The organism is Paraburkholderia sp. J11-2 (assembly GCF_905220185.1).
Classification (GTDB): Bacteria; Pseudomonadota; Gammaproteobacteria; order Burkholderiales; family Burkholderiaceae; genus Paraburkholderia.
Genome location: NZ_CAJMYY010000013.1, coordinates 212,949 through 235,690 on the forward strand (window position 1 = coordinate 212,949; position 22,742 = coordinate 235,690).

The window sequence follows — 22,742 nt, forward strand, 5'->3', positions numbered from 1 at the left end:
ACACGAAAGGATTGTCATCATGATCGATTTCGAGCCGAAGTACATCACGTTCGACTGCTACGGCACGCTGACGAAGTTCCGCATGGCCGACATGGCGCGCGAGATGTACGGCGACCGCCTCAAGGGCGCCGAACTCGAGAAGTTCGTCGCGTTCTTCGCCGGCTATCGCCGCGACGAGGTGCTCGGCGCATGGAAGCCGTACCGCGACGTGGTCGTCAATTCGGTGCGCCGTGCCTGCAAGCGCATGAACGTCGAGTTCATCGAATCCGAAGCCGAAAAGTTCTACACCGCCGTGCCGACCTGGGGCCCGCATCCGGACGTGCCGGAAGGCCTCTCGCGTCTCGCGAAGAAGTACAAGCTCGTGATTCTCTCGAACGCTTCGGACGACCAGATCCAGAGCAACGTCGACAAGCTCGGCGCGCCGTTCCACCGCGTGTTCACGGCGCAGCAGGCGCAGTCGTACAAGCCGCGCATGCAGGGCTTCGAGTACATGTTCGACCAGTTGAACTGCAACCCCGGCGACGTGCTGCACGTTTCGTCGAGCCTGCGCTACGACCTCATGACGGCGCACGACATGGGCATCAAGCACAAGGCGTTCGTGAAGCGCGGCCACGAGCCGGGCACGCCGTACTACGAGTACTACGAAGTCGAGACGATTGGCGAACTCGCTTCGCAACTGGGTCTGTGAGAGACGAGATAGCCGAGGCCGCCCGATGAAGCTCGACTCCTACTGGCTCGATACCGCCCCTGGCGGTCTGCTCGCAAGCGAGGGACCGGTGGAGGGCCGCGTGGACGTCGCCGTGGTCGGCGGCGGCTTCACGGGGCTATCCGCCGCGCTCGCGTTTGGCGGCCGCGGCGCGAGCGTCGCAGTGCTGGACGCGGGCCGCATGGGCGGCGGAGCATCAGGGCGCAACGGCGGCCAGTGCAACACGGGCGTGGCGCAGGACTATGCGGCGCTGCGCGCTCAACTGGGCGTCGAGCGCGCGCAGGGTTGCTACCGCGCCTATGCGGCTGCCGTCGATACGGTGGAGCGGCTGATCCGCGAAGAGGGCATCGAGTGTGACTACCTCGCATCGGGCAAGCTCAAGCTCGCGTCGAAGCCGCATCACCTCGAACACCTCGAACGCACGGCCGAACTGATTCGCCGCGAAGTCGATCCGGATGTCGAGATCATCGGCCGTGAGCAGATTCGCAGCGAGGTGGAGTCGGACAGCTTTTATGGCGGACTGCTGCACAAGCATGGCGGCCAGATGCACATGGGCCGCTTCGCAGTGGGTCTTGCGAACGCTGCGGTACGGCGCGGCGCGCGGCTCTACGAGCACGCTGCCGTGACGTCCATCGCGAAGGAGGGCGGCGGCTATCGCGTGGAGTCGTCACGCGGAACGTTGCGCGCGCAACAGGTCTTGATCGCGACGGGCCCTTCGCGGCACGGCCCGTTCGCGTGGTATCGGCGGCGTCTTGCACCGGTTGGCTCGTTCATCGTCGTGACGCAACCGCTGCCGCCCGGGCAACTCGCACGGCTGTTGCCGAACCGCCGCTCGTACACGACGAGCCGCCTCATGCACAACTACTTTCGCGTGACGCCGGACTCGCGCCTGCTGTTCGGCGGTCGGGCGCGCTTCACCGCATCCGAGCAACCCTCTGATGCAAAGAGCGGCCGCATCCTCCAGCGCAGTCTCGCGCAGCTCTTTCCGGCGCTCGCGAGCGTACGCATCGATTACTGCTGGGGCGGACTCGTCGATATCACTGCGGACCGCTTGCCGCGCGCGGGCCAGCACGACGGCGTGTGGTTCTCGATGGGCTACAGCGGGCACGGCACGCAGATGTCGACACACATGGGCCAGGTGATGGCCGAGGTGATGAGCGGCAATACATCGGCGAACCCGTGGCGCGATTTCGCTTGGCCCGCTATTCCGGGGCACACGGGCAAACCGTGGTTTTTGCCGCTCGTCGGCGCGTACTACCAGATCAAAGACGCTTTTTACTGACCCTGCTTTTCCACTGCCTTTTCCATAAAACACAGCCTCGATACGAGCTGCGGTCCCCCACATCAGACGCGGAGAAGTTTCATGAGCATCGACAAATCGCTTGAAGACATTGCACACCCCGGCGTGCGGCTCGAGGCATTGACGAAGCGCGGCGCCACGCGCCGCGACCTCCTTCGCGCCATGGTCGCGGGGGGCATGGTGTCGATGACGGGCGCGGGCCTGCTCACCGCGAGCGGCGCGGCGCTCGCGCAGGAAAAGCCGAAGCAGGGCGGCAAGATTCGCGTGGCGACGCAGTCGGCGTCCGCGTCCGATACGCTCGATCCCGCGAAGGAGTCGGTGTCCACCGACTATGTGCGCGCCTACATGGTGTACAACGGGCTGACCGAGTACGACTCGCATCTCGGCGCGCAAATGGCGCTCGCGCAGTCGCTCGAAACGAAGGACGCGACGGTGTGGGTCGTGAAGCTGCGCAGCGGCGTGCAGTTCCACGACGGCAAAACGCTCGCGCCCGCCGACGTGGTCTACTCGCTCATGCGCCACAAGGACCCCGCGGTGGCCTCGAAGGTCAAGACGCTCGCCGACCAGTTCCAGGACGTGAAGGCCACGGGCCCGAACGAAGTGACGATTACGCTCACGGGTGCGAACGCCGACCTGCCCGTGATCCTCGCCGACTCGCACTTCATGATCATCAAGGACGGTACGAACGACTTCAAGACGGCCGTGGGCACCGGTCCGTTCAAGCTCAAGGAGTTTTCGCCGGGCGTGCGCACGGTGGTCGTGCGCAACGAGCGCTACTGGAAGCCGGGCCTGCCGCATCTGGACGAGATCGAACTGGTCGGCATCGGCGACGAATCGGCGCGCGTGAACGCGCTGCTTTCGGGCGACGTGCAGCTCATCAATCAGGTGAGCCCGCGTTCGACCTCGCGCATCAAGGGCACGCCGGGCTTCGCGGTGAAGGAAACGAAGACGGGCCAGTACACAGACCTGATCATGCGCGACGAAGGCGGCATCACGGGCAACGCGGACTTCCGCCGCGGCATGATGCACCTGTTCGACCGCGAGCAGATCCGCAACGCCGTGTTCCTTGGCTACGGCGCGATCGGCAACGATCAGCCGATCGATCCGACCAACAAGTACTACTTCGCGGGCCTGCCGGAGCGCGCGTTCGATCCGCAGAAGGCGAAGTTCTATTTCCAGAAGGCGAAGCTCGGCAACACGCCGCTGCAGATCTATGCCTCACCGGCTGCGGACGGCTCCGTCGAAATGGCGATGCTGCTGCAGCAGGTCGCGCCGCAGGCGGGCCTGAACCTCCAGGTGGTGCGCACGCCGAGCGACGGCTACTGGTCGAACCACTGGATGAAGCACCCGCTGACCTTCGGCAACATCAACGCGCGCCCGAGCGCCGACGTGATCTTCACGCAGTTCTTCAAGTCGGACGCGCCGTGGAACGAGGCGAACTGGAAGGACCCGAAGTTCGACCAGATGCTGCTGGCGGCGCGCGGCGAGCCCGACGACGCCAAGCGCAAGAAGATCTACGGCGACATGCAGGTGCTCGTGCATAGCGACGGCGGCATCGGCATTCCGATGTTCCTGAGCTCGCTCGACGCGCATACGACGAAGCTCAAGGGCCTCGGCTCGATTCCGATTGCGGGCCTCATGGGCTTCAAGTTCGCCGAGAACGTCTGGCTCGAAGCGTAGTTCCCGATGTGATGGTTGCGGCCGGGCGCATGCCCGGCCACCGATTTCCCGCTTCATGATGCTCAGGGAGGCGACATCCGATGAAAGCTCACGCGCAACGTCTCATTGCCGCGCGTCTCGGTCTCGCGCTGCTCACGTTGCTGATCGTCTCGGCAATCGTGTTCGGCCTCACGGGCCTCTTGCCCGGCGACGCCGCGCAGCAGGCCCTCGGCCAGGCGGCCACGCCCGAGCAGGTGGCCGCGTTGCGTCACCAGTTCGGCCTCGATCAGCCCGCGCTCACGCGTTATGTCCACTGGCTTTTGCAGGCCGTGACCGGCAACTTCGGCACGTCGGTGTCGAACAACCAGCCGGTGAGCGAGCTGATCGCCACACGCCTGCCGAATTCGCTCGTGCTGGCCGGGCTCACCACGCTGGTTTCCGTGCCGCTCGCGCTCGCCATCGGCATCTTTTCCGCTGTGTTCCGCGGGTCGCTGCTCGATCGCGCACTGAACGTGCTCACGCTTTCCGCCGTGGCCGTGCCCGAGTTTCTCGTCGCCACCATCGCGGTGCTGATCTTCGCGGTGAAGCTGCGCTGGCTGCCTGCGCTCGCGTACCTCTCCGAGGTGGACTCGTTCGGCACGCTCCTGCGTATCTATGCGATGCCGGTCATGACGCTGTGCTGCGTGATCGTCGCGCAGATGGCGCGCATGACGCGCGCCGCCGTGCTCGACCAGCTCGGCGCGCCGTATGTGGAAATGGCCCGCCTGAAGGGCGCTTCACCTGCTCGCATCGTGCTGCGCCACGTGCTGCCGAACACGATCGGCCCGATCGCCAATGCGGTAGCGCTCAGCCTCTCGTATCTCTTTGGCGGCGTGGTGATCGTGGAGTCGATCTTCAACTATCCGGGCCTCGCGAGCCTGATGGTCGACGCCGTGACGAACCGCGATCTGCCGCTCGTGCAGGGCTGCGTGATGGTGTTCTGCGCCGCGTATCTGGTGCTCGTGCTGATCGCGGACCTGTGTCAAATCGTATCCAACCCGAGGCTGCGTCAACGATGAACCGACCCGCCACATCCCATGCCGCGACCGTGCTCTACGCGACCAGCGAGAGCGAGGAGCGCGCCGCCGAGGTTGCCAAGGACGTACAGAGCGATGTTCCCACGCCGCCGCGCTCGCCGCTGCGCCGTATCGTCGGGCGCCTCTCGGTGCTCGGCCTGATCGGACTTGCCATTGTCGTGTTCTGGCTCGGCGTGGCCTTCATCGGGCCGCTCGTCGCGCCGTACAAGGGCGGCGCCATCACGTCCACGGAGATCTTCGGCTCGTATAGCGCGGCGCATCTGCTCGGCACCGATTTCCTCGGCCGCGACATGCTGAGCCGCGTGCTCTACGGCACGCAGTACACCGTGGGCCTCGCGCTCGCCGCCACGCTGCTCGCAAGCGGCATCGGCACGTTCTTCGGACTGCTTGCGGCTGTCGCGCCGCGCTGGATCGACGAGGTGCTGAGCCGCCTGTTCGACGCGTTGATCTCCATTCCGAGCAAGGTGCTCGCGCTCGTCGTGATCGCGGCGTTCGGCTCGTCGGTGCCTATGCTCATCACCGTCGCGGCGCTCGCCTATATTCCGGGAGCGTTTCGCATCTCGCGCTCGCTCGCCGTGAACCTGATGACGCTCGAATACGTGCAGGTCGCCCGGGCGCGCGGAGAGGGGCTGTTCTATATCGCCCGCGTGGAGGTGCTGCCGAACATGATCCACCCCATGCTCGCCGACTTCGGCCTGCGCTTCGTGTTCATCGTGCTGCTGCTCTCGGGCCTCTCGTTCCTTGGCCTCGGCGTGCAGCCGCCGGACGCGGACTGGGGCTCGCTCGTGCGCGAGAACATTGGCGGCCTCGCGGAAGGCGCGCCCGCCGTGCTGATGCCGGCCGTCGCCATCGCGACGCTGACCGTCGGCGTGAACCTGCTGATCGACAGCCTGCGCCGTCACGGCGGCCGCGCGCATGGAGGCGGAAAATGAACATGATCGAAGTGACGGGCCTGCGCGTGGTCGCGGGCGCGGCGCCCGATCCGGTCGTCGAGATCGTCAAGGGCGTCGACTTCACGGTGAAAAAGGGCGAAGTGCTCGCGCTGATCGGCGAGTCGGGGTCGGGCAAGACCACCATCGCGCTCTCGCTGCTCGGCCATGCGCGCGAGGGCTGCGCCATCGCGGGCGGCAGCGTGAAGATTGGCGGCACGGATGTGCTCGCGCTCGACGAACGCGGCCGCCGCGCACTGCGCGCGCGCACCGTGGCTTATGTGGCGCAGAGCGCTTCGGCGGGCTTCAATCCGGCGCGCACGATCATGGATCAGGTGACCGAGCCCGCGCTGCTGCACAAGCTGATGTCGCCCGCGGCGGCGCGCGAGAAAGCGGTGAGCCTGTTCCGCGCGCTCGCGCTGCCTTCGCCGGAGACGATAGGCGCGCGCTATCCGCATCAGGTTTCCGGCGGCCAGTTGCAGCGGCTGATGGCGGCAATGGCGCTTATCACCGATCCCGCCGTGGTCGTGTTCGACGAACCCACCACGGCGCTCGACGTGACCACGCAGATCGAAGTGCTCGCGGCGTTCCGCAAGGTCGTGCGCGAGCTGGGTACGACGGCTGTGTACGTGTCGCACGATCTCGCAGTCGTCGCGCAGATGGCCGATCGTATCGTCGTCCTGAACAATGGCGCGGTGCGCGAGAACGGCACGACGCTCCAGGTGCTCGACGCTCCCGCCGACGACTACACGCGCGCGCTGCTGGCCGCGCGCCGTCACCCCGATCCCGGTCCGCCCGTCGCGCCGCCGCCTGCCGAGGTGCCGCTGCTCGAAGTTCGCAGCCTGATCGCGGGCTATGGCCGCGTCGATGCGAACGGCGTGCCGGCCGTGCGCGTGCTGGAGGACGTGAGCCTGCGCATTCCGCGTGGCAGTGCGCTCGGCGTGATCGGCGAATCGGGCTCGGGCAAGACGACGCTCGCGCGCGTGGTGGCGGGGCTCGTCGAGCGTGCGCGCGGCGAGGTGCTGCTCGACGGCGTGCCGCTGCCCGCCACGCTTTCGGCGCGCACGCCCGACCAGTACCGCCGGATCCAGATCGTGTTCCAGAACGCGGACACGGCGCTGAACCCGAGCCGCACGATCGCCGATATCCTCGCGCGGCCCATGTGCTTCTATCACGGTCTGCGCGGCGCTCGCGCGCAAAAGCGCATGCTCGAACTGCTGGACCTCGTGAAGCTGCCCGCGTCGATTGCGAAGCGCCAGCCGGGCGCGCTCTCGGGCGGCCAGAAGCAGCGCGTGAACCTCGCTCGCGCGCTTGCGGCGGAGCCCGCGCTCATTCTGTGCGACGAGGTGACCTCTGCGCTCGACACCGTGGTCGGTGCAGCGATTCTCGACTTGCTCGCCGAATTGCGGCGCGAGCTGGGCGTCTCGTACATGTTCATCAGCCACGATATTTCGACGGTGCGCGCGATTTGCGATGACGTCGTCGTGCTGTACGGCGGCCAGTGCGTGGAGGCGGGTCAGCGCGATGTGCTGGAAGCGCCGCCTTATCACCCGTACACGGGCCTGCTCGTCGATTCGGTCCCGGCCCTGCAGCCGGGCTGGCTCGATGCACGGCGCGCTGTAGCGGGCACAGCGCTCCCGCCGCTTGGCGCCTCGGCCGAAGTGCGCGAACTGTGCGCGTTCCGCGCGCGATGCCCGGTGCGCATCGACGGCGCCTGCAACGTCACGCCGCCCGCGATCAAGCGCTTGCCTGGCGGCGCACAGATTCTTTGCCATCACACGACGGCCGAACTGCAGCGGCTGCAGACCGCCCAGGCGGAACAGGTCGCGCAAGCCACGCAAGCCACAAAGAGGGCCGCCGCATGAGCGCACGCTTCGTGAGAGTGGCGGAAGCGGGCCGCCCGACCTTCGACATCGAAATCGACGGCCGCATGGCACAGGCCGCCGAGGGCGACACGCTGATGGTCGCGCTGCTCGCGACGCAGGACGCGCTGCGCGACTGCGAGTTCGACGACGGGCGGCGCGCCGGCTTCTGCCTGATGGGCGCGTGCCAGGACTGCTGGGTGTGGACCGCACAGGGCGAGCGGCTGCGCGCTTGCACGACGCCGGCGGCGCCGGGCATGTCGATCGTCACGCGCAATGCGCTTGCCGGGGAGGGCGTATGGCCGCGCGCTCAGAACTGAAGGTGGTCGTGATCGGCGCGGGGCCCGCTGGCGTGCGCGCGGCGCAAACATTGGTCGCGGCGGGGCTGCGCCCTGTCGTGGTGGACGAAGGGCGGCGCGATGGCGGGCAGATCTACCGCCGCCAGCCCGAAGGCTTCAAGCGCAGCTACGAAACGCTCTACGGCACCGAGGCCGCGCGCGCGGCGTCGCTGCACCGCGACTTCGACGCGCTGCGCCCGCAGATCGATTACCTGCCCGACACGCTAGTCTGGAACGTCGGGCCGAAGTCCGTGCACCTCGCAAGCGGTGCGCGCTACCACGAGCTGGCCTTCGACGCGTTGATCGTCTGCAGCGGCGCGACCGACCGGCTCATGCCGGTGCCGGGCTGGCATCTGGCGGGCGCCTATAGCCTGGGCGGCGCGCAGGTCGCGCTGAAGTCGCAGGGCTGCGCCATCGGCGCGCGCACCGTCATGATGGGCACGGGCCCGCTGCTTTACCTCGTCGCCGCGCAATACGTGAAAGCGGGCGCGACGGTGAGCGCGGTGCTCGATACGTCCACGACAGGCCAGCGCGTGCGCGCGTTGCCCGATCTGCTGCAAGTGCCCGCCACGTTGCGCAAGGGCATGGCGCTGCTGCGCACGCTGCGCCGCGCGGGCGTGCCGGTGCATCGCGGCGTCACGCCGCTCGCCATCGACGGCACGCCCGAGCACGGCGTGGGCGCCGTGCGCGTGAAGCTCGCAAACGGCAGCGAGCAGCGCGTGGCGTGCGACGCCGTCGCGCTCGGCTATCACCTGCGCTCCGAAACGCAAATCGCCGATCTCGCCGGTTGTGCGTTCGCGTTTGATGCGGCTGCGCGGCAATGGCTGCCCGAAGTCGATCAGGACGGCCGCAGCAGTGTGGCAGGCGTGTATCTCGCTGGGGACGGCGCGCGCGTGCGCGGCGCCGACGCGGCCGAGCGCGCGGGGCGTCTCGCTGCGCTTGCGGCCTCGCAGGATGCGGGCGTGGGCTCATCGAACGAAGCGCTTGCCGAGACAGCAAGACTGCGCGTTGAACTCGCGCGTTTCACGCGCTTCGCACAAGGCTTGCGCAAAGCCTTTCCGTGGCCCGCGCATTTCGCGGCGGCGCTGCCTGACGACACCGTAGTGTGCCGTTGCGAAGCCATCACGGCGGGCGAGTTGCGCCGCGTGGTGCGCGAGACGGGCGCAACCGAAGCCAATCGCGCGAAGGCCTTTTCGCGCGTGGGAATGGGGCGCTGCCAGGGGCGCTTTTGCGCGCACGCAGGGGCCGAAGTGATTGCCGCCGAGGCGCGCGTGCCGCTCGAAGCCGTGGGCCGCCTGCGCGGGCAAGCGCCGGTGAAGCCGCTCACGATGACGCTGAGCGCCGTAGAGAATGGCATCGACGAAACGCAGGCCATTGCCGCACAAACGCAGCACGGCGCGTGCTGCGCAAAGGAGTTCAGCGAATGACGGATCGCGCCGATGTGATCGTGATTGGAGGCGGCATCATCGGGACGTCCACGGCGTTCTTCCTGAGCCGCCGCAAGCGCTCAGTGATCCTGATCGAACGCGGGCTGACGGGCCAGCAGGCAAGCGGCGTGAATTTCGGCGGCGTGCGCCGCCAGGGCCGCGCGCTCTCGCAGCTCGCCATGTCCAATCGCGCGCTCGATATCTGGTACCGCGCGCAGTCGCTGCTTGGCGAAGATGTGGAGTTTTTGCCTTCTGGCCACACGCGCGTGTGCTACCACGCACACGACGCCGAGTACTTTCATCGCTACGCCGAGCAAGCGCGTGCATACGGGCTCGATCTCGAAGTGCTCGAAGGGGCGGCGATGTTCAAGCGCTTTCCGTTCCTTGGCCGCGAAGTGCTGGCCGCCTCCCTCTCGCCGCGTGACGGCCACGCCAATCCGCGTCTGGCTGCACCGGCCTTCGGCCGCGCTGCCGCGCGCCTGGGTGCGCAGCTCGTGGAGAACACCGAGATCGTGCGGGTCGAAAAGGAAGCAGGCGGCTTTCGCGTGGAGAGCGCAACAGGGCACGTGTGGCGCGCGCAGCAGCTGCTGATTTGCGCCGGTGCATGGGCGGGGGCGCTCTCCGAGCAGTTCGGCGAGCCGGTGCCGCTCGTTGCGCGCGGCCCGCAGATGGCCGTGACCGAGCCCGTGCCCTACCGCTTCACGCATTCGATGGGCGTCTACACGTCGGTCAAGGAAGAAAGCGTGTACTTCCGGCAGATTCCACGCGGCAACCTCGTGCTGGGCGGCGGCCCCGCGGGTCCCGCCGACACCGGCACGCGCCGCGCCGGCGTGCTGCCCGGCAACACCGTGCAGCAGATCGCGCAGTTTCGCCGGCTGGTGCCCGCGCTCGCGCCGCTGCACGTGATCCGCGTGTGGAGCGGCGTGGAAAGCTATCTGCCGGATTCGGAGCCCGTGATTGGCCCGAGTTCGACAACGGAGGGCCTTTTCTACGCATTCGGCTTCAGCGGCTCGGGCTTCCAGATCGGGCCCGGCGTGGGCGAAACGCTCGCGGAACTGCTCGACGCCGGCGCAACCGACATGCCGCTCGAACCGTTTTCGATTGCGCGCTTCGGGCGCAGTCCATTGGCGGCATCTGCGGTCGGCGCTCACACATCGACCGCGAGCGAGGCTTGATCATGCATAACGCGACAGTCACTCCGCTTCGCAACGCGCTGGCCTATATCGAAGCGAATTTCGACAAGGCGGTGAGTCTCGCCGAACTGGCCGAGGTGTCCGCGCTCAGCGTGTCGCGCTTCGCTACCGTGTTTCGTCAGCAGGTCGGCCTTTCGCCCTACAAGTACCTGTGCGAAGTGCGCGTGCGCCGCGCGCAGCACTTGCTGCTGGCGGGCGTGCCGGGCGCCGTGGTGGCGACCGAAGTCGGTTTCTTCGATCAGAGCCATCTGGCGCGCCATTTCAAGCGCTTTTGCGGCGTGACGCCCAGCGCCTTTCTACAGCAGGCGCGAGCGCTCGAAGCGGCTTGAGCGCTCGCCCGCGTCTCGCGTCACAAAATGACGTAGACCTTGCGCATCGTTTCGTCGACTTCCCACGTGCCTTCCGTGTTCGCCGCGAAGAACAGCGTATCGCCGCCGCGAAAATGCACGGTTGCCTCGCCGTCGGGCGTGAAGCGTCCGCTTCCGCTCAGGATGTGCATGACCTCCGCTTCTTTCACCGAGCGCCGGTAGGTGCCGCTGGTGCATTCGAAGAGCCCCGTATCGATAGATTCGGTGCCCGGAATCACTTTCTGCACGCCCGAAACGCGTATCGTCTGCGAGCCGGGTGCGCCCGCGGTGCCCCAGTCCTCCAGTGCCTGCACGTTGATGCTTTGCGTGATCTGCTGAACTTTCATCATTCGTTCGTTTGCCTAAATAAAAAAAGAAAGCGCATCAGCGCTTCTGATCGATGCGCTGCTCGATCTTGCCAAGCCGAACCACGGTCACGCCCGGGCGTAACTGGCGCAGCGAAGGCATCACGAGAATGCAGTCGTCGTAGGGCGTGACGACCGGCTCGCCGTTGGACCAGCCGATCACGGCGCCCGCCCTGGGGAACACTTCGAGGCCCGTGTACTCGCCCGCGAAACGAAAGTCCATGCTCTTCGCCACCACGGGCTCCGTCACGCGCACGACACGCATTTCCGGTGGCAGCGGCTGTAGCCAGCCCGCGGGCAGGTCCGCTTCGTCCACCACGCCCGAGAGCAGCAGAAAGCGCGCGGTGACATCGCGCGCCACGGTCACGGCGCTCGCTTCCCAATGCTGTCCGCACTCGATCAACAGCGCGTTCTTCGCGCTTGCAGCGTCGCCGAAGCCTTCGTAGTCGCGCATGCGGCGGCCTTCAGGGTGGCCTTCGTCGCAGATGACGGTGGCCGGCGCGCCAAGCCGCGCCGAGAGTTCGACGCCCTTCGTGAGCGGCCCCGCGACGATGAGCGGCCTGGACTTCTCGTGCATCGAATGCAGATCGAGCAGCAGATCGACGTCGTCGATCACGGGCCGCATCGCGCGGGCGCGGCGCAGTTCGCTCGAGTCGCGCGTGAGGTCGTCGAGTGCCTGCGCGGTCCATACGCGGTTGAAGTCCTGATCGACGAAACGCGCGGCGTCGGGGCACGCAGGATCGAAGCGGCCATAGGCCTCCACGTTCGCGAACGCGAGCGTGAGCTTGCCGTGTCGTGGCCGCAAGCGCGCGCGCAGCAACGCATCGACGACGATCGCGCCGCACACCTCGTTGCCGTGCGTGAGCGCGTTGATCATCACGTGCGGGCCGGGCACGCCCGAATCGAACGTATGCACATAGGGGATGCCGGTTTCGCTGCGCTCGTGCGCGGCGAGGTCAGGAAACGCAACTTCGATCGGATAGGTGCTCATGCAAGCCCTCCCTGGCAGAGGTATTTGAGGCAGAGATAATCGTCGAGCCCGTACTTCGAGCCCTCGCGGCCATAGCCCGATTCCTTCACGCCGCCAAAGGGCGCAGCTTCGCTGGCGAGCGCGCCTTCGTTGATGCCGACGATACCCGCTTCGAGCTGCCGCGCGACGCGGTCGATGCGGCGCACGTCCTGGCTGTAGAAGTACGAGGCGAGGCCATAGGGCGTGTCATTCGCGGCGTGGATGGCGTCGGCTTCATTCTCGAAGCGGAACAGCGGCACAACCGGGCCGAAGGTTTCTTCGCAGCTTAGCTGCATGTCGGGCGTGGCGTTTGCGAGCACCGTGGGCGCGTACCAGTTCGGGCCCAGTTCCGCGAGGCGCTTGCCGCCCGTGAGCACGCGGGCGCCGCGGCTCACGGCGTCGTCCACGTGGCGGGCGATCTTCTCGACCGCGCGCGCGTTGATCATCGGGCCGATCTGCGCGGCGGGGTCGGTCGCGGGCGCGACTTTCAAGGCGGCCACGCGCGTGGCGAGCTTGTCGGCGAAGCGCTCGAACACGCCCGACTGCACGTACACGCGATTCGGGCACACGCAGGTCTGCCCGCCGTTGCGGAATTTCGCGGCCATGAGGCCTTCCACAGCCGCATCGAGATCGGCGTCGTCGAACACGATGAACGGCGCGTTGCCGCCCAGTTCGAGCGAGAGCTTCTTGAGCGTGCCCGCCGATTCTTTCGCGAGATGCTTGCCCACGGGCGTCGAACCGGTGAAGGTGATCTTGCGCACGCGGCTGTCGGCGAGCCAGTCGGCCACAGCGCTCACGCCGCGCTCGCGCGAAGCGCAGATGAGGTTCAGCACGCCAGGCGGCACACCCGCCTCGTGCGCGAGCATCACGAGCGCGAGCGCGGTGAGCGGCGTGTCTTCGGCCGGTTTGCCGACCACTGTGCAGCCTGCTGCCAAGGCAGGGGCGATCTTGCGGGCGATCATCGCGAGCGGGAAGTTCCAGGGCGTGATTGCCGCGACCACGCCCACCGGTTCTTTCACTGCGCTCATGCGCTTGCCGCGCTGCTGCTGCGGGATGATGTCCCCGTAGATGCGCGTGGCCTCGTCGGCGAACCATGCAACATACGACGCGCCATACATGGCTTCGCCGCGCCCTTCGTGCAGCGGCTTGCCTTGCTCGAGCGAGATCAGTTGACCCAGCTCGTCGGCGTTCTCGACGATCAGCGCATGCCAGCGGCGCAGTATCGCGGCGCGTTGCGCGGGGAGCGTGTCGCGCCACGCGGGGAACGCGCGCGCGGCGGCGTCGGTGGCGGCGCGGGCGTCGCTCGCATCGCTGTCGGCGATCTCGGCGATCGTGTTGCCGGTCGCGGGATCGGTCACGGCGAAGCGCGTGCCGGAGGCGGCGGGCACCCATTGCCCGTCGATGAAGTTGTCGCTGCGAATCAGCGCGCTCAAGGGGTAACGCGTAGTCATATGCCGATTCCTTTCCGCCCATGCGGAAGTCGGTGGTTCGATGCGAGGCAATGAGCGCGCACGACCAGCGCGCCGAAACCGTGAGGTTTCAGCGCGAAGCGTGCGCGAGAAAATGGATGCGAGGCGAGAGAGCGCGAGGCGCGTGCCTCACGTCCGTTGCCCATGCTCAGGAATGCAGGTTCTGCGAAAACAGCGTTTCGAGCGGATAGTGCGTCTTGACGAACGCCGTCTTGATGATCACGTAGCTGAAGTACTTCTCGATGCCAATGTCGCGCTCCAGCAGCCCTTCGACAATGCTTTGATAGTGGCTCACGCTGCGCGCGACAAACTTCAGCAGATAGTCGTAGCCGCCGCTCGCAAGATGGCATTCGACCACCTCGTCCACTTCGCGTATGGCCTTCTCGAACTTGATGAAGTCCTCGCGGCGATGGTCGGCGAGCGTGACCTCGGTGAACACCATCTGCACGTCGCCGAGCTTTTCCAGCTGGATCTGCGCGCCGTAGCCGACGATGAACCCCGCCTTCTCCAGACGTTTCACGCGGATCAGGCAGGGGCTGGGCGACAGCCCGACTGCGTCGGCCAGTTCGACATTCGTGATGCGCCCCCGCTTCTGCAGTTGCGAGAGGATGCGCAGATCGATTCGGTCCAGCTTGCAGTCGTTGCTCATCGTGATGGGGGCGGCCCCGCATGTCGAAGTATCGAGTGATGTTATCACGCGGCGACACGGGCGCTGACCCCATTCTTTACCTTCAATGCAGCGTGCACTTCGGGCTGCGCGAGCACGTCGTCGAGCGTTTTTTCGAGGCGCTCGAACAGCAGGTCGAACTCGCTTTCGGTGTACGAAAGCGCGGGCGCGAAGCCGAGTATGCCGTCGCCGAACGCGCGGAATACGAGGCCGTTGCCGTACGCTGCGGCGGCGATGCGATCGGGCAGGCCGAGCGATGCGTCGAAGCGCTGCTTGCTCTCCTTGTCGGCCACGAGTTCGAGCGCGCCGAGCAAACCGCGGTGACGCGAGTCGCCCACGAGCGGGTGCGCGAGCAGCGCGTCGAGCCCGGCGGCAAAGCGCGGTGCGCGCGCCACGCCGTTCGCGAGCAGACCGCCTTCGTGATACAGGCGCATGACTTCTAGGCCGATGGCCGCGCTCACCGGGTGCGCCGAATACGTGTGGCCGTGGCCGACCACAGCGGCGCTGTCGCCATCGGCAATGCCTTGATAAATTGCGTCCGACATCAGCACAGCGCCCATCGGTGCGTAGCCTGCCGTGAGGCCCTTGGCCACGGTCATCAGATCCGGCTCGACGTCTTCGGCCTGGCACGCGAAGAGCGGGCCCGTGCGGCCAAAACCCGTAATCACTTCATCGGCGACGAACAGAATATCGAGCTTGCGGCACGCTTCGCGCATGGCTTTCAGCCAGCCTTCGGGCGGCACGATCACGCCGCCCGAACCCTGGATCGGCTCGCAGAAAAACGCGGCGACGTTTTCGGCGCCGAGTGCGGCGACCTTCGCTTCGAGCGCGGCGACCGAAGCGGCGACGAGCGCGGCGTCGTCCGCATGCTCGCTGCGATACGCATAAGGCGAGGGAATGTGATGCTGCGTGGCGAGCGGCAAGTCGAAGTTGCGATGAAACGCGGGCAATGCAGTGAGCCCCGCACCGACCGCCGACGAGCCGTGATAGCCGCGCTCCTGCGCGATGATGTGCTTCTTCGCGGGGCGGCCCGTAGCGTTGTAGTAGTGCGTGATGAAGCGCAGCGCAGAATCCACGGCATCGGAGCCGCCCAGCGTGAAGTACACATGCTGCAGCGAAGCGGGCGCGCGTTCGACGAGTTGCGCGGCCAGTTCGATGGCGGGCTCCGAGCCGAAGTGGAAGTAGCCGGTCGCGTAGGGCAGGCGCGCCATCTGGCGTGCAGCGGCTTCGACGATGCTTTGATGGCCGTAGCCCGTGTTGACGCACCAGAGGCCGGAGAACGCGTCGAGCAGTTCGTTGCCGTCGGCGTCGCGCAGGAACACGCCCTGGGCGGAGTCGAGCACGGTCACGCCGCGCGCTTCGTGTGCGCGGTAGTTCACGACGGGATGGATCAGATGTTTGCGGTCGGCTTCTATGAGCGAGAGAGTCTGCGAGCGATTCGGCATGGTTCGGTTCCCGGCTGAAAAGTCAGAGGAGTGCGGCGCTTGGGCCATTGATCAGGCGTTGATTGGCCGTTGATTCACCGTTCCATGCTACCGGGCCGATGCCGTTACACGCTTCGCCAAATAATTCGCGAAATAGCGAGTTTGTGGCGTTTTGATCGGGGGCCGCAGCATATTCTGCTGAGCCCTTTTAGCGCCAGTCGCTTCAGTAACCGCGCGTGCGGTCGATGAGGCCGAGCATCGGCAAGCCGTCGCGGTGGCGGCGGATGTTCTCGAGCACGACATCGACGGCTGTTTCGGGGCGCGTGGCGCTGGCGATATGCGGCGTGAGGCGCACGCGCGGATGCGTCCAGAACGGATGCTCCGGCGGCAGCGGTTCGGGGTCCACGACATCGAGAATCGCATTGTGCAGGTGGCCGCTATCGAGCGCGTCGAGCAGCGCCCGCTGGTCGAGCTGCGGCCCGCGCCCGACGTTGATGAACGACGCGCCCTGCGGCAGCCTGGCGAAGAGCGTGGCGTCGAGCAGCCCGCGCGTGGCTTCGGTGAGCGGCAGCAGGCAGATGAGGATATCGGTGCGCGCAAGGAAGGCGTCGAGCGCTTCGGCGCCCGCATAGCACGCAACGCCTGGCAAGGTGCGCGGCGAGCGGCTCCAGCCTGCGCAGTCAAAGCCGAAGAGGCGCAGGCGTTCGAGCACCGCACTGCCCAGCATGCCGAGCCCCAGCACGCCAACGCGCCGAGACGCCGCGGCGCGCACCGGCCGGGCGCGCCATACGCGCTGTTGCTGTTGCAAGGCGTAGTCGAACAGATCGCGGTGGATGGTCAGGACCGCCTGCGTCACATACTCGACCATCCCTTCGACGATGCCCGGCTCGATCATCCGCACCACGGCGACATGGTCGGGCACGCCTGAGAGATCGAACTGGTCGATGCCTGCGCCCACGGAGAAAATCACTTCGAGATTGGGCAGCGTGCGCGCGGGATTCTCGGGCGGCTGCCACGCCGCGAGATAACGCACGTCGGCGGGGTCGCCGGTATCGGGCCACAGGCGGAACGGGATGTCGGGAGCCTTGTGCGCGAAGAGTTGCGCCCATTGCTTGCCGCGCTCGGGGTCGGCTTTGTAGAGGAGCGTCATGGGGCGGTCCTCGCAGTCAGCCGAGCGCTTGATTGACGATGGCGAATTGCAGCACGGACGGGTCGCGTACGGGCGCGCCGTTGCGCGCCATCTTCACGACGGAGTCGACGCGCGCGAGCCCGATCGATTCGAGCCACGGGCCGAGGCCTTGTTCATCGGGCGTATCGAGTCGCGTGAAGGCGCCTGCGTTGGCGGCCAGGCGGTTGGCGATCAACGCTTTGGCTCGCTGCAGGTGCAATCCATCGTCGGCGGCGACGGCCACCGGACCGATCGCATGACCACGCCCGAATGGACGCAACAGCGCGAAGCCGAGCACCGTGTCGCCACGCACGAGCGCCACGCCCTCGGACACGTCGAGCAGCGGCGGCACGAGCGCGCCGCGGTCGAGCCCGCTCGCGCGCGACGCGAGTTCGATCAAGCGCGGCGTATCGCCCGGTTCGAGCGGGCGCACGCGCTCGCCCGGCGGCGGCTCGACAAGGGGCGCCGCGAAGCTGTCACCCTGATGCTGATGCAGCAGGCCGATCTTCTCGAAGCCGAGCTTTTCGTAGAGCGGCTGGCCTGCCTGCGTGGCGTGCAGCACGGTCATGCGCGGGCCGAGCGCTTCGAGCAGGCGCTCCATGAGCATGCGGCCGATGCCGCGGCCCTGCTGGTCGGCCGAGACGATCACGAGACCGAGCGTCGCGCCATGCTCGCCCCATGGCCAGCACAGCGCCGTGCCGACCACGGTCTTGCCTTCGCGAACCACGAAACCGTGCCCGGCCGCGGCGGCGAAACGCCAGTCGTCGCTGCGATGCGGCCAACGGAATTGCAGGGAAAGCGCGTGGGCGCCCTCGATATCGGATTCGGTGAAAGTCTCGCAAACGAGAGTCGAGGAGGCGGGCTGGCCGGACACGGAGGGCTCCTTGATCGAAGTTCGATAGGTCAACTTCGACTTTGACAGGATGCGCGCCACGGGAATAGGACGATCCTGCTGTACGGCCGATCGAATTCGCCGACGAGTCCGCTCCTCAGTCCGCTTCTCAGTCCTCTTTCAGGTTCACCAATCAAGGTCCGCTGCTGCGGGCCGTACGCACCGTCAAGTGGTTGGACACCGAGGTCACGCCGCTTACCGACCCAGCCGCGTCGCCGGCCCGCGCGATCTGTACCTCATGCGGTACCGACCCCGTCAACGAGACGACGCCGTGATGCGCCGTGACGTGGATGTTGGCGAAATTCAGTCCCGTCGTGCGCGTGAAGGCGCGGCGGACGTCACGCACCAGCGCACTGTCCGAGCGGCCCGATGGCGCGGGGGCACCTTCTTGAGCGGAGGTTTCGCCGGGCGCGCTCGCGGCCGTTTGCGCGTACGCATAACCCGCGCAACTCGCGATGGCCGCGAAGACCAGCGTGCGGACGATTTGGCATTGACTGTTAGTTTTCATCCTTCTTCCCTTTGCCAGGTTTCCCAGGTTTCCCGACAGCCGCCAACGGATCGAATACAAGCGGCGGATCAGTACGTTGTAGGTGAAATCTCTGGCGAGGAGAAGAAGGCTGCCAGGAGGCCGCCGGCGACCGATGACGCATGCGTGGACGGCGCCTCCTTTGCTGCGCTTACTTTCCTTGAAGGAGCAGACCGAGCGGCGCGAGCGGGCCCACCGGCAGCAGATCGAATGCGAGGATATCGGCCTCGACGAGCGGCAGCGTGTCCAGCGTGGCCTTCACTTCGTCCACCGAGCCCGAGCTCATGAGAAACACCACGCCGGGCTTGTCCTGGCGGAACCAGTACTGCTCGATCTTGCCGTCCAGGTAGAGCTTGAGCGTGGCCGGCACTTCGTGCGGCATGATCTCGTCGCGCTGCGCCGGGGTGAGTTCCTTGACGATCGATCCAATGGCGAGAACCTTCATGACAACCTCCGTGTTCAATGTTTGTTGCGACTTGCAACGCGATTGAGTGTATCGTTGGGGTCTCGTCGGCTGTACTGTCACAAACGACAACTTTAGAGGCATTTACGCCATGCGCATTTCTGTCCTGGCTCTCGACGGCGTGTTCGATACCGGGCTTTCCGTCACGCTCGACGCGTTCTCGGCCGCAAACAAGCTTTCGGCGGCGGCCATGGGCGGCGTGCCGCGTTTCGACGTCACGCTCGTGGGGGTGAGAAAGCGCGTGCGTTCGGCTCACGGCCTGGTCGTGCCGGTGCAGGCGGTCGCGCAGGACATGAAGCCGGACTGGGTGATCGTGCCGGCACTGGTGACGCTGTCGCCACAAGAACTGATGCAGTCGTTCGAGCGCCCGGACGTTCAGCACGGCATCGGGCGCTTGCTCGAATGGCAAGCGGAAGGCGTGCGGGTCGGCGCTTCGTGCGTCGGGACCTTCATCCTCGCGGAGGCGGGGCTGCTCGATTACCGCGAAGCCACGACCAACTGGGCGCTCGCGCCGTTCTTCCGGCAGCGCTATCCGCATGTGCAACTCAATGAATCGCGCATGCTCGTGCCTTCGGATATCGGCGTGACCGCCGGCGCGGCCATGGGGCATCTCGATCTTGCGCTCTGGCTGATCCGGTCTGCGAGCCCGGAACTGGCATCGCTCGTTTCGCGCTATCTGCTGGCCGACATCCGCTCTTCGCAGGCGCCGTACATCATCCCGAATCATCTGGCGCAAGCCGATCCGCTCATTCAGCGCTTCGAGCAATGGGCGAGGAACAATCTCAGGACGGGATTTTCGCTGCAGGACGCCGCGAAGGCGCTGGCAACCAGCTCGCGCTCCTTGCAGCGGCGCTGCCAGGACGTGCTCGGCAAGTCGCCGCTCGCGTACTTTCAGGACTTGCGGGTCGAGCATGCGCAGTCGCTGCTGCGCAGCGGCAAGCTCGACCTGGAGAGAATTGCCGCCGAAGTCGGTTACGGCGACGGCGCGACGCTGCGCAGCCTGTTGCGGCAGCGGTTGGGAAGAGGGGTGCGGGAGCTGCGCGCCGACTTGTTGTAACTGTGCGGCTTTTCTACGGCGCGAGGCCAAGCACCGTGAGATGCATCTCGCGACGCTCGCCAAAGCCCAGCGCGCGATAGATCGCAATCGCGCCGTGATTCGACGTGAGCACGTGCAGAAAGGGGGTTTCGCCGCGCGCACAGATCGACGCCACCAGCAGCTTCATCAGGCCCGTCGCGAGCCCTTGTCCCCTGAACGCCGCGTCCACGCACACAGCACTGATTTCGGTGTGCCCTTCGACCTTCATGCGCTCGCCTGCCATGGCGACGAGCTTGCCCGCTTTGCGCACGCCAACGTAGCCGCCAAATTCGATGGTGCGCGGACCGAACGGGCCGGGCTGCGTTGCAGCGGCCAGCGCGAGCATCTCCGGCACATCACGCTCCGTTAGCCGGACATGCTCCTGCGTGGGCGCATGGGGTTCGCCTTGCCAGACCATTTGCAGCAGCGTGGCATGCCTGATCAGCGCGAAGCCGGCGGGCGGGTGCACGGCATCCAGCGTGGTCAGGGCAACGGGGGCGTGTTCTTCGATGAGTCCTCGCAACGCGTCGAACGATTCGGGCGTGGTGTCCATCAACGCCGCAAAGGGCGCAATGGCGGGCGCATACCGCAGTGCGCCATCGTTCCCGACGGCAAGATGGCGCTGGCGGCCGGTTAGCGCGTGCCACACGGTATTGTCCAGCGCGGGCGTGCTGCCCGTGGATTTCGTTGCCAGCACATCGAGCATGATTCGCGCTTCCTTGGAGAAGGTGGAGGGTTTGCGACGATAGTCTAGTTGCGGCGCGTTCGGCGGACCACAGCCGAACGCGCCAACTTTGGCGTCAATCGCGCCAATGCCTTTCGTCACGCACCCTTTGCCAGCGCATCGAGCACGGTGTCGAGGTCGACCTGCCCGCGGACGATTTCGTGGGCGGGCTTCTCGAAGCAGATCCAGCCCTCGTTGAAGCCGTCCAGCATGCGCATACGCGGTTCCGGATGTTTCATGCCCTGCGAGATAAAACGCGATTGCCATTCCCGCCGGTTCACCGCCACCGCACGCACGGGCCTGCCGAGCACGCGGGCAAACGCGCAAGCTATGTCGTGCGCGCTCACGCGGCGCGGTCCTTCCAGTTCGATCACGCGTGTGCCGCTCCACGTTTGCTGGAGCAGTTCGGCGGCGATACGGCCAACGTCTGCGGTTGCGACCATCGGCACGGCCTGGTCGAGCGGTTGCAGGTAGCTCTCGATCACGCCGTCGTCGCGTGCGGACGCGACATCCCACGCGGCGTTTTCCATGAACCAGCCGGGCCGCAGAAAGGTCACGGGCAGAGGCAGTGCGGCCAGCGCCTGCTCCATCAAGGAGAGTTGCGAGAGCAGATTGCTCTCTCGCGCCTGCGCGCCGATCGTCGACAGACAAACGACTTTCCCGGGCTGCGCGTGGCGGATCGCGGCGCACACGGCGTCGATGACCGCACGGGATTCGGGAAAGCCAGGCGAGGGATCGAACTGTGGCGGCAGCAGGATGAACACGGCCTGCGCGCCGCTGAAGGCAGCGGTAAGCGCTGCGGCGTCTTCCATGCTTGCCGTGGCCAGTTCGCATCCTTGTGCCTGCCACGACGCGGCGCGCGCGGCGTCGCGCACGACTGCCCGAACCGGTTGCCCCGAGGCAAGCAGCGTACGTGCGAGCGCACCGCCCACTTTTCCGGTAATGCCTGTAATTGCGTACACTTGAAACCCTCCGAATGCATCGACGAGATTGTCGAAAAGCCCGAACGCGATGGCGGACATGCGCTGCCTGATCCCGTTTCGGTGAGACGCATTCTGGACGCACGGCGACCGAAGCTAAATGCCGCGCAGGGCACGAGATCAGTGACTCGGGCGCATGAATCGGATTGCCGATCCCTCATCGCCACGGGCTGCCACGGGCCGCCGAACTGGCTGCGATTGAACGACGACATTGAGAACGACACTCGAGAACATTTCCGGCGCGATCAGCGTGTTTGCCGCCGTTGTAGACGCCGGGACGTTCGCCGCCGCGGCAGACGTGCTCGGCATGTCGCCGCCCGGCGTGAGCCGCGCAATTGCGCGGCTGGAAAAGCGCCTCGATATCCGGCTCTTCAATCGCACGACGCGATCGATCTCGCTCACCGAAGGCGGCCGCCGTTTTTACGAGCAGGTCGTCCCGCATCTCGCGGGGCTCGAGGAGGCGGCGATTGCGGCATCGGGCAACGCGTCGGCGGTGCGGGGCAGGCTTCGGGTCAACCTGGACCCGGTGTGCTATCGCGCGATTCTCGGCACGCAGCTCGACCGGTTCATGGACGCCCACCCCGAACTCGAGATCGAACTCATCGCGAGAGATAGCCTTGGCGACCTGGTGGCGGAGGGTTTCGATGTCGCGATGCGCTTCGGCAAGCCGAGATCGTCCACGCTAGTCGCACGCAAGCTGCTCGATACCGCCGTGGTGACGGTTGCGGCTCCAGCCTACCTCTCGCGCCGGGGAAGGCCGCTGCGTCCCGAAGATCTTGAAGGCACCGCTCACCGGTGCCTCGAATTCCGCGACCCCGAGACAGGCAAGCCCTATCCCTGGGAGTTTCATCGCAAGCGCAAGCATGTCGTGGTGGCGACGCATGGGCGGCTGACCGTAAACGATCCGGGCGCATTGCTCAATGCGTGTCTGGCCGGTTCCGGCATTGCGCAAATGCTTCTTCTCGGCGCCGAACCGCTAATTGCCGATGGCAGGCTGGTGAATCTCTTCCCCGACTGGCCTGACGAACGCTTTCCGCTTTACGTCTACTATCCCTCGCGCCAATACACGCCCGCAAAGACGCGCGCATTCATCGACTTCACCGTCGACTGGGCCGCGGCGCATTGATTGCGGATACCTTGCAG

The 22,742-nt window shown here is 66.4% G+C and carries 23 protein-coding genes; 12 read left to right on the plus strand and 11 right to left on the minus strand.

The annotated features are described in order from the left end of the window. The first annotated feature begins 19 nt into the window (after window positions 1-19). The 10 genes from U5A57_RS19930 to U5A57_RS19975 all read left to right on the plus strand — a co-directional run bounded on the left by U5A57_RS19930 (window position 20) and on the right by U5A57_RS19975 (window position 10,819). Window positions 20-688: a haloacid dehalogenase type II gene (locus U5A57_RS19930; protein ID WP_321913385.1), complete on the plus strand. Its 669-nt coding sequence runs from the start codon at window positions 20-22 to the stop codon at window positions 686-688. A 25-nt stretch (window positions 689-713) separates the two neighbouring features. Next, window positions 714-1,988 carry an FAD-dependent oxidoreductase gene (locus U5A57_RS19935; RefSeq protein ID WP_321913386.1) on the plus strand — a complete coding sequence of 425 codons (1,275 nt, stop codon included), beginning with the start codon at window positions 714-716 and terminating at the stop codon, window positions 1,986-1,988. 81 nt (window positions 1,989-2,069) lie between these two features. Then, a complete protein-coding gene (locus U5A57_RS19940; RefSeq protein ID WP_321913387.1) occupies window positions 2,070-3,686 on the plus strand; it encodes an ABC transporter substrate-binding protein in 1,617 nt (538 codons plus the stop codon). An 80-nt stretch (window positions 3,687-3,766) separates the two neighbouring features. After that, window positions 3,767-4,723: an ABC transporter permease gene (locus U5A57_RS19945; RefSeq protein WP_321913388.1), complete on the plus strand. Its 957-nt coding sequence runs from the start codon at window positions 3,767-3,769 to the stop codon at window positions 4,721-4,723. After that, on the plus strand, window positions 4,720-5,673 hold the full coding sequence (locus tag U5A57_RS19950; protein WP_321913389.1) for an ABC transporter permease: 954 nt from the start codon (window positions 4,720-4,722) through the stop codon (window positions 5,671-5,673). Before U5A57_RS19945 ends, U5A57_RS19950 begins: the two co-directional genes overlap by 4 nt. Further along, a complete protein-coding gene (locus U5A57_RS19955) occupies window positions 5,670-7,535 on the plus strand; it encodes an ABC transporter ATP-binding protein (RefSeq protein WP_321913390.1) in 1,866 nt (621 codons plus the stop codon). Before U5A57_RS19950 ends, U5A57_RS19955 begins: the two co-directional genes overlap by 4 nt. Beyond that, window positions 7,532-7,852: a (2Fe-2S)-binding protein gene (locus tag U5A57_RS19960; RefSeq protein WP_321913391.1), complete on the plus strand. Its 321-nt coding sequence runs from the start codon at window positions 7,532-7,534 to the stop codon at window positions 7,850-7,852. Before U5A57_RS19955 ends, U5A57_RS19960 begins: the two co-directional genes overlap by 4 nt. Then, entirely contained in the window at window positions 7,831-9,297 is a 1,467-nt protein-coding gene (locus U5A57_RS19965) for an FAD/NAD(P)-binding oxidoreductase (protein WP_321913392.1), read from the plus strand. The genes U5A57_RS19960 and U5A57_RS19965 overlap by 22 nt, the downstream gene beginning before the upstream one ends. Then, window positions 9,294-10,472, plus strand: a complete 1,179-nt coding sequence (locus U5A57_RS19970; protein ID WP_321913393.1) for an FAD-dependent oxidoreductase — start codon at window positions 9,294-9,296, stop codon at window positions 10,470-10,472. Before U5A57_RS19965 ends, U5A57_RS19970 begins: the two co-directional genes overlap by 4 nt. 2 nt (window positions 10,473-10,474) lie before the next feature. Further along, window positions 10,475-10,819: an AraC family transcriptional regulator gene (locus U5A57_RS19975; protein ID WP_321913394.1), complete on the plus strand. Its 345-nt coding sequence runs from the start codon at window positions 10,475-10,477 to the stop codon at window positions 10,817-10,819. A gap of 20 nt (window positions 10,820-10,839) precedes the next feature. Here the strand turns inward: U5A57_RS19975 and U5A57_RS19980 are convergent, their stop codons facing one another. From U5A57_RS19980 to U5A57_RS20020, 9 genes are all read right to left on the minus strand, one after another. Beyond that, window positions 10,840-11,184 (minus strand): cupin domain-containing protein, encoded by a 345-nt coding sequence (locus U5A57_RS19980; RefSeq protein ID WP_321913414.1) that lies wholly within the window; start codon window positions 11,182-11,184, stop codon window positions 10,840-10,842. A 37-nt stretch (window positions 11,185-11,221) separates the two neighbouring features. Beyond that, window positions 11,222-12,193: a M14 family metallopeptidase gene (locus U5A57_RS19985; protein WP_321913395.1), complete on the minus strand. Its 972-nt coding sequence runs from the start codon at window positions 12,191-12,193 to the stop codon at window positions 11,222-11,224. Continuing rightward, window positions 12,190-13,662 carry an NAD-dependent succinate-semialdehyde dehydrogenase gene (locus tag U5A57_RS19990; protein ID WP_321913396.1) on the minus strand — a complete coding sequence of 491 codons (1,473 nt, stop codon included), beginning with the start codon at window positions 13,660-13,662 and terminating at the stop codon, window positions 12,190-12,192. Before U5A57_RS19990 ends, U5A57_RS19985 begins: the two co-directional genes overlap by 4 nt. Before the next feature lie 166 nt (window positions 13,663-13,828). Next, entirely contained in the window at window positions 13,829-14,329 is a 501-nt protein-coding gene (locus tag U5A57_RS19995) for an Lrp/AsnC family transcriptional regulator (RefSeq protein ID WP_042269347.1), read from the minus strand. A gap of 44 nt (window positions 14,330-14,373) precedes the next feature. After that, window positions 14,374-15,792 carry an aspartate aminotransferase family protein gene (locus tag U5A57_RS20000; RefSeq protein WP_321913397.1) on the minus strand — a complete coding sequence of 473 codons (1,419 nt, stop codon included), beginning with the start codon at window positions 15,790-15,792 and terminating at the stop codon, window positions 14,374-14,376. Between the two features lie 202 nt (window positions 15,793-15,994). Further along, window positions 15,995-16,921, minus strand: coding sequence for a glyoxylate/hydroxypyruvate reductase A (locus U5A57_RS20005; protein WP_321913398.1), 927 nt, complete (start codon window positions 16,919-16,921; stop codon window positions 15,995-15,997). Window positions 16,922-16,937: 16 nt separating this feature from the next. After that, the gene (locus U5A57_RS20010) at window positions 16,938-17,813 is read right to left on the minus strand and encodes a GNAT family N-acetyltransferase (protein ID WP_321913399.1); all 876 of its coding nucleotides are present in this window, start codon (window positions 17,811-17,813) and stop codon (window positions 16,938-16,940) included. 151 nt (window positions 17,814-17,964) lie between these two features. Then, on the minus strand, window positions 17,965-18,399 hold the full coding sequence (locus tag U5A57_RS20015) for a BON domain-containing protein (RefSeq protein ID WP_321913400.1): 435 nt from the start codon (window positions 18,397-18,399) through the stop codon (window positions 17,965-17,967). Window positions 18,400-18,508: 109 nt separating this feature from the next. Beyond that, window positions 18,509-18,802, minus strand: coding sequence for a hypothetical protein (locus U5A57_RS20020; RefSeq protein WP_321913401.1), 294 nt, complete (start codon window positions 18,800-18,802; stop codon window positions 18,509-18,511). Window positions 18,803-18,911: 109 nt separating this feature from the next. Here U5A57_RS20020 and U5A57_RS20025 point away from each other — a divergent pair, with 109 nt between their 5' ends. Beyond that, window positions 18,912-19,877 (plus strand): GlxA family transcriptional regulator, encoded by a 966-nt coding sequence (locus U5A57_RS20025; RefSeq protein ID WP_321913402.1) that lies wholly within the window; start codon window positions 18,912-18,914, stop codon window positions 19,875-19,877. A 13-nt stretch (window positions 19,878-19,890) separates the two neighbouring features. Here the strand turns inward: U5A57_RS20025 and U5A57_RS20030 are convergent, their stop codons facing one another. Beyond that, entirely contained in the window at window positions 19,891-20,601 is a 711-nt protein-coding gene (locus U5A57_RS20030; protein WP_321913403.1) for a GNAT family N-acetyltransferase, read from the minus strand. Between the two features lie 116 nt (window positions 20,602-20,717). Further along, window positions 20,718-21,581 (minus strand): NmrA family NAD(P)-binding protein, encoded by an 864-nt coding sequence (locus U5A57_RS20035; protein WP_321913415.1) that lies wholly within the window; start codon window positions 21,579-21,581, stop codon window positions 20,718-20,720. A 229-nt stretch (window positions 21,582-21,810) separates the two neighbouring features. Between U5A57_RS20035 and U5A57_RS20040 the strand changes: the two genes are divergently transcribed. Continuing rightward, complete coding sequence (locus tag U5A57_RS20040; RefSeq protein ID WP_321913404.1) at window positions 21,811-22,725, plus strand: LysR family transcriptional regulator; 915 nt, start codon at window positions 21,811-21,813, stop codon at window positions 22,723-22,725. The last annotated feature ends 17 nt before the right edge of the window (window positions 22,726-22,742 follow it).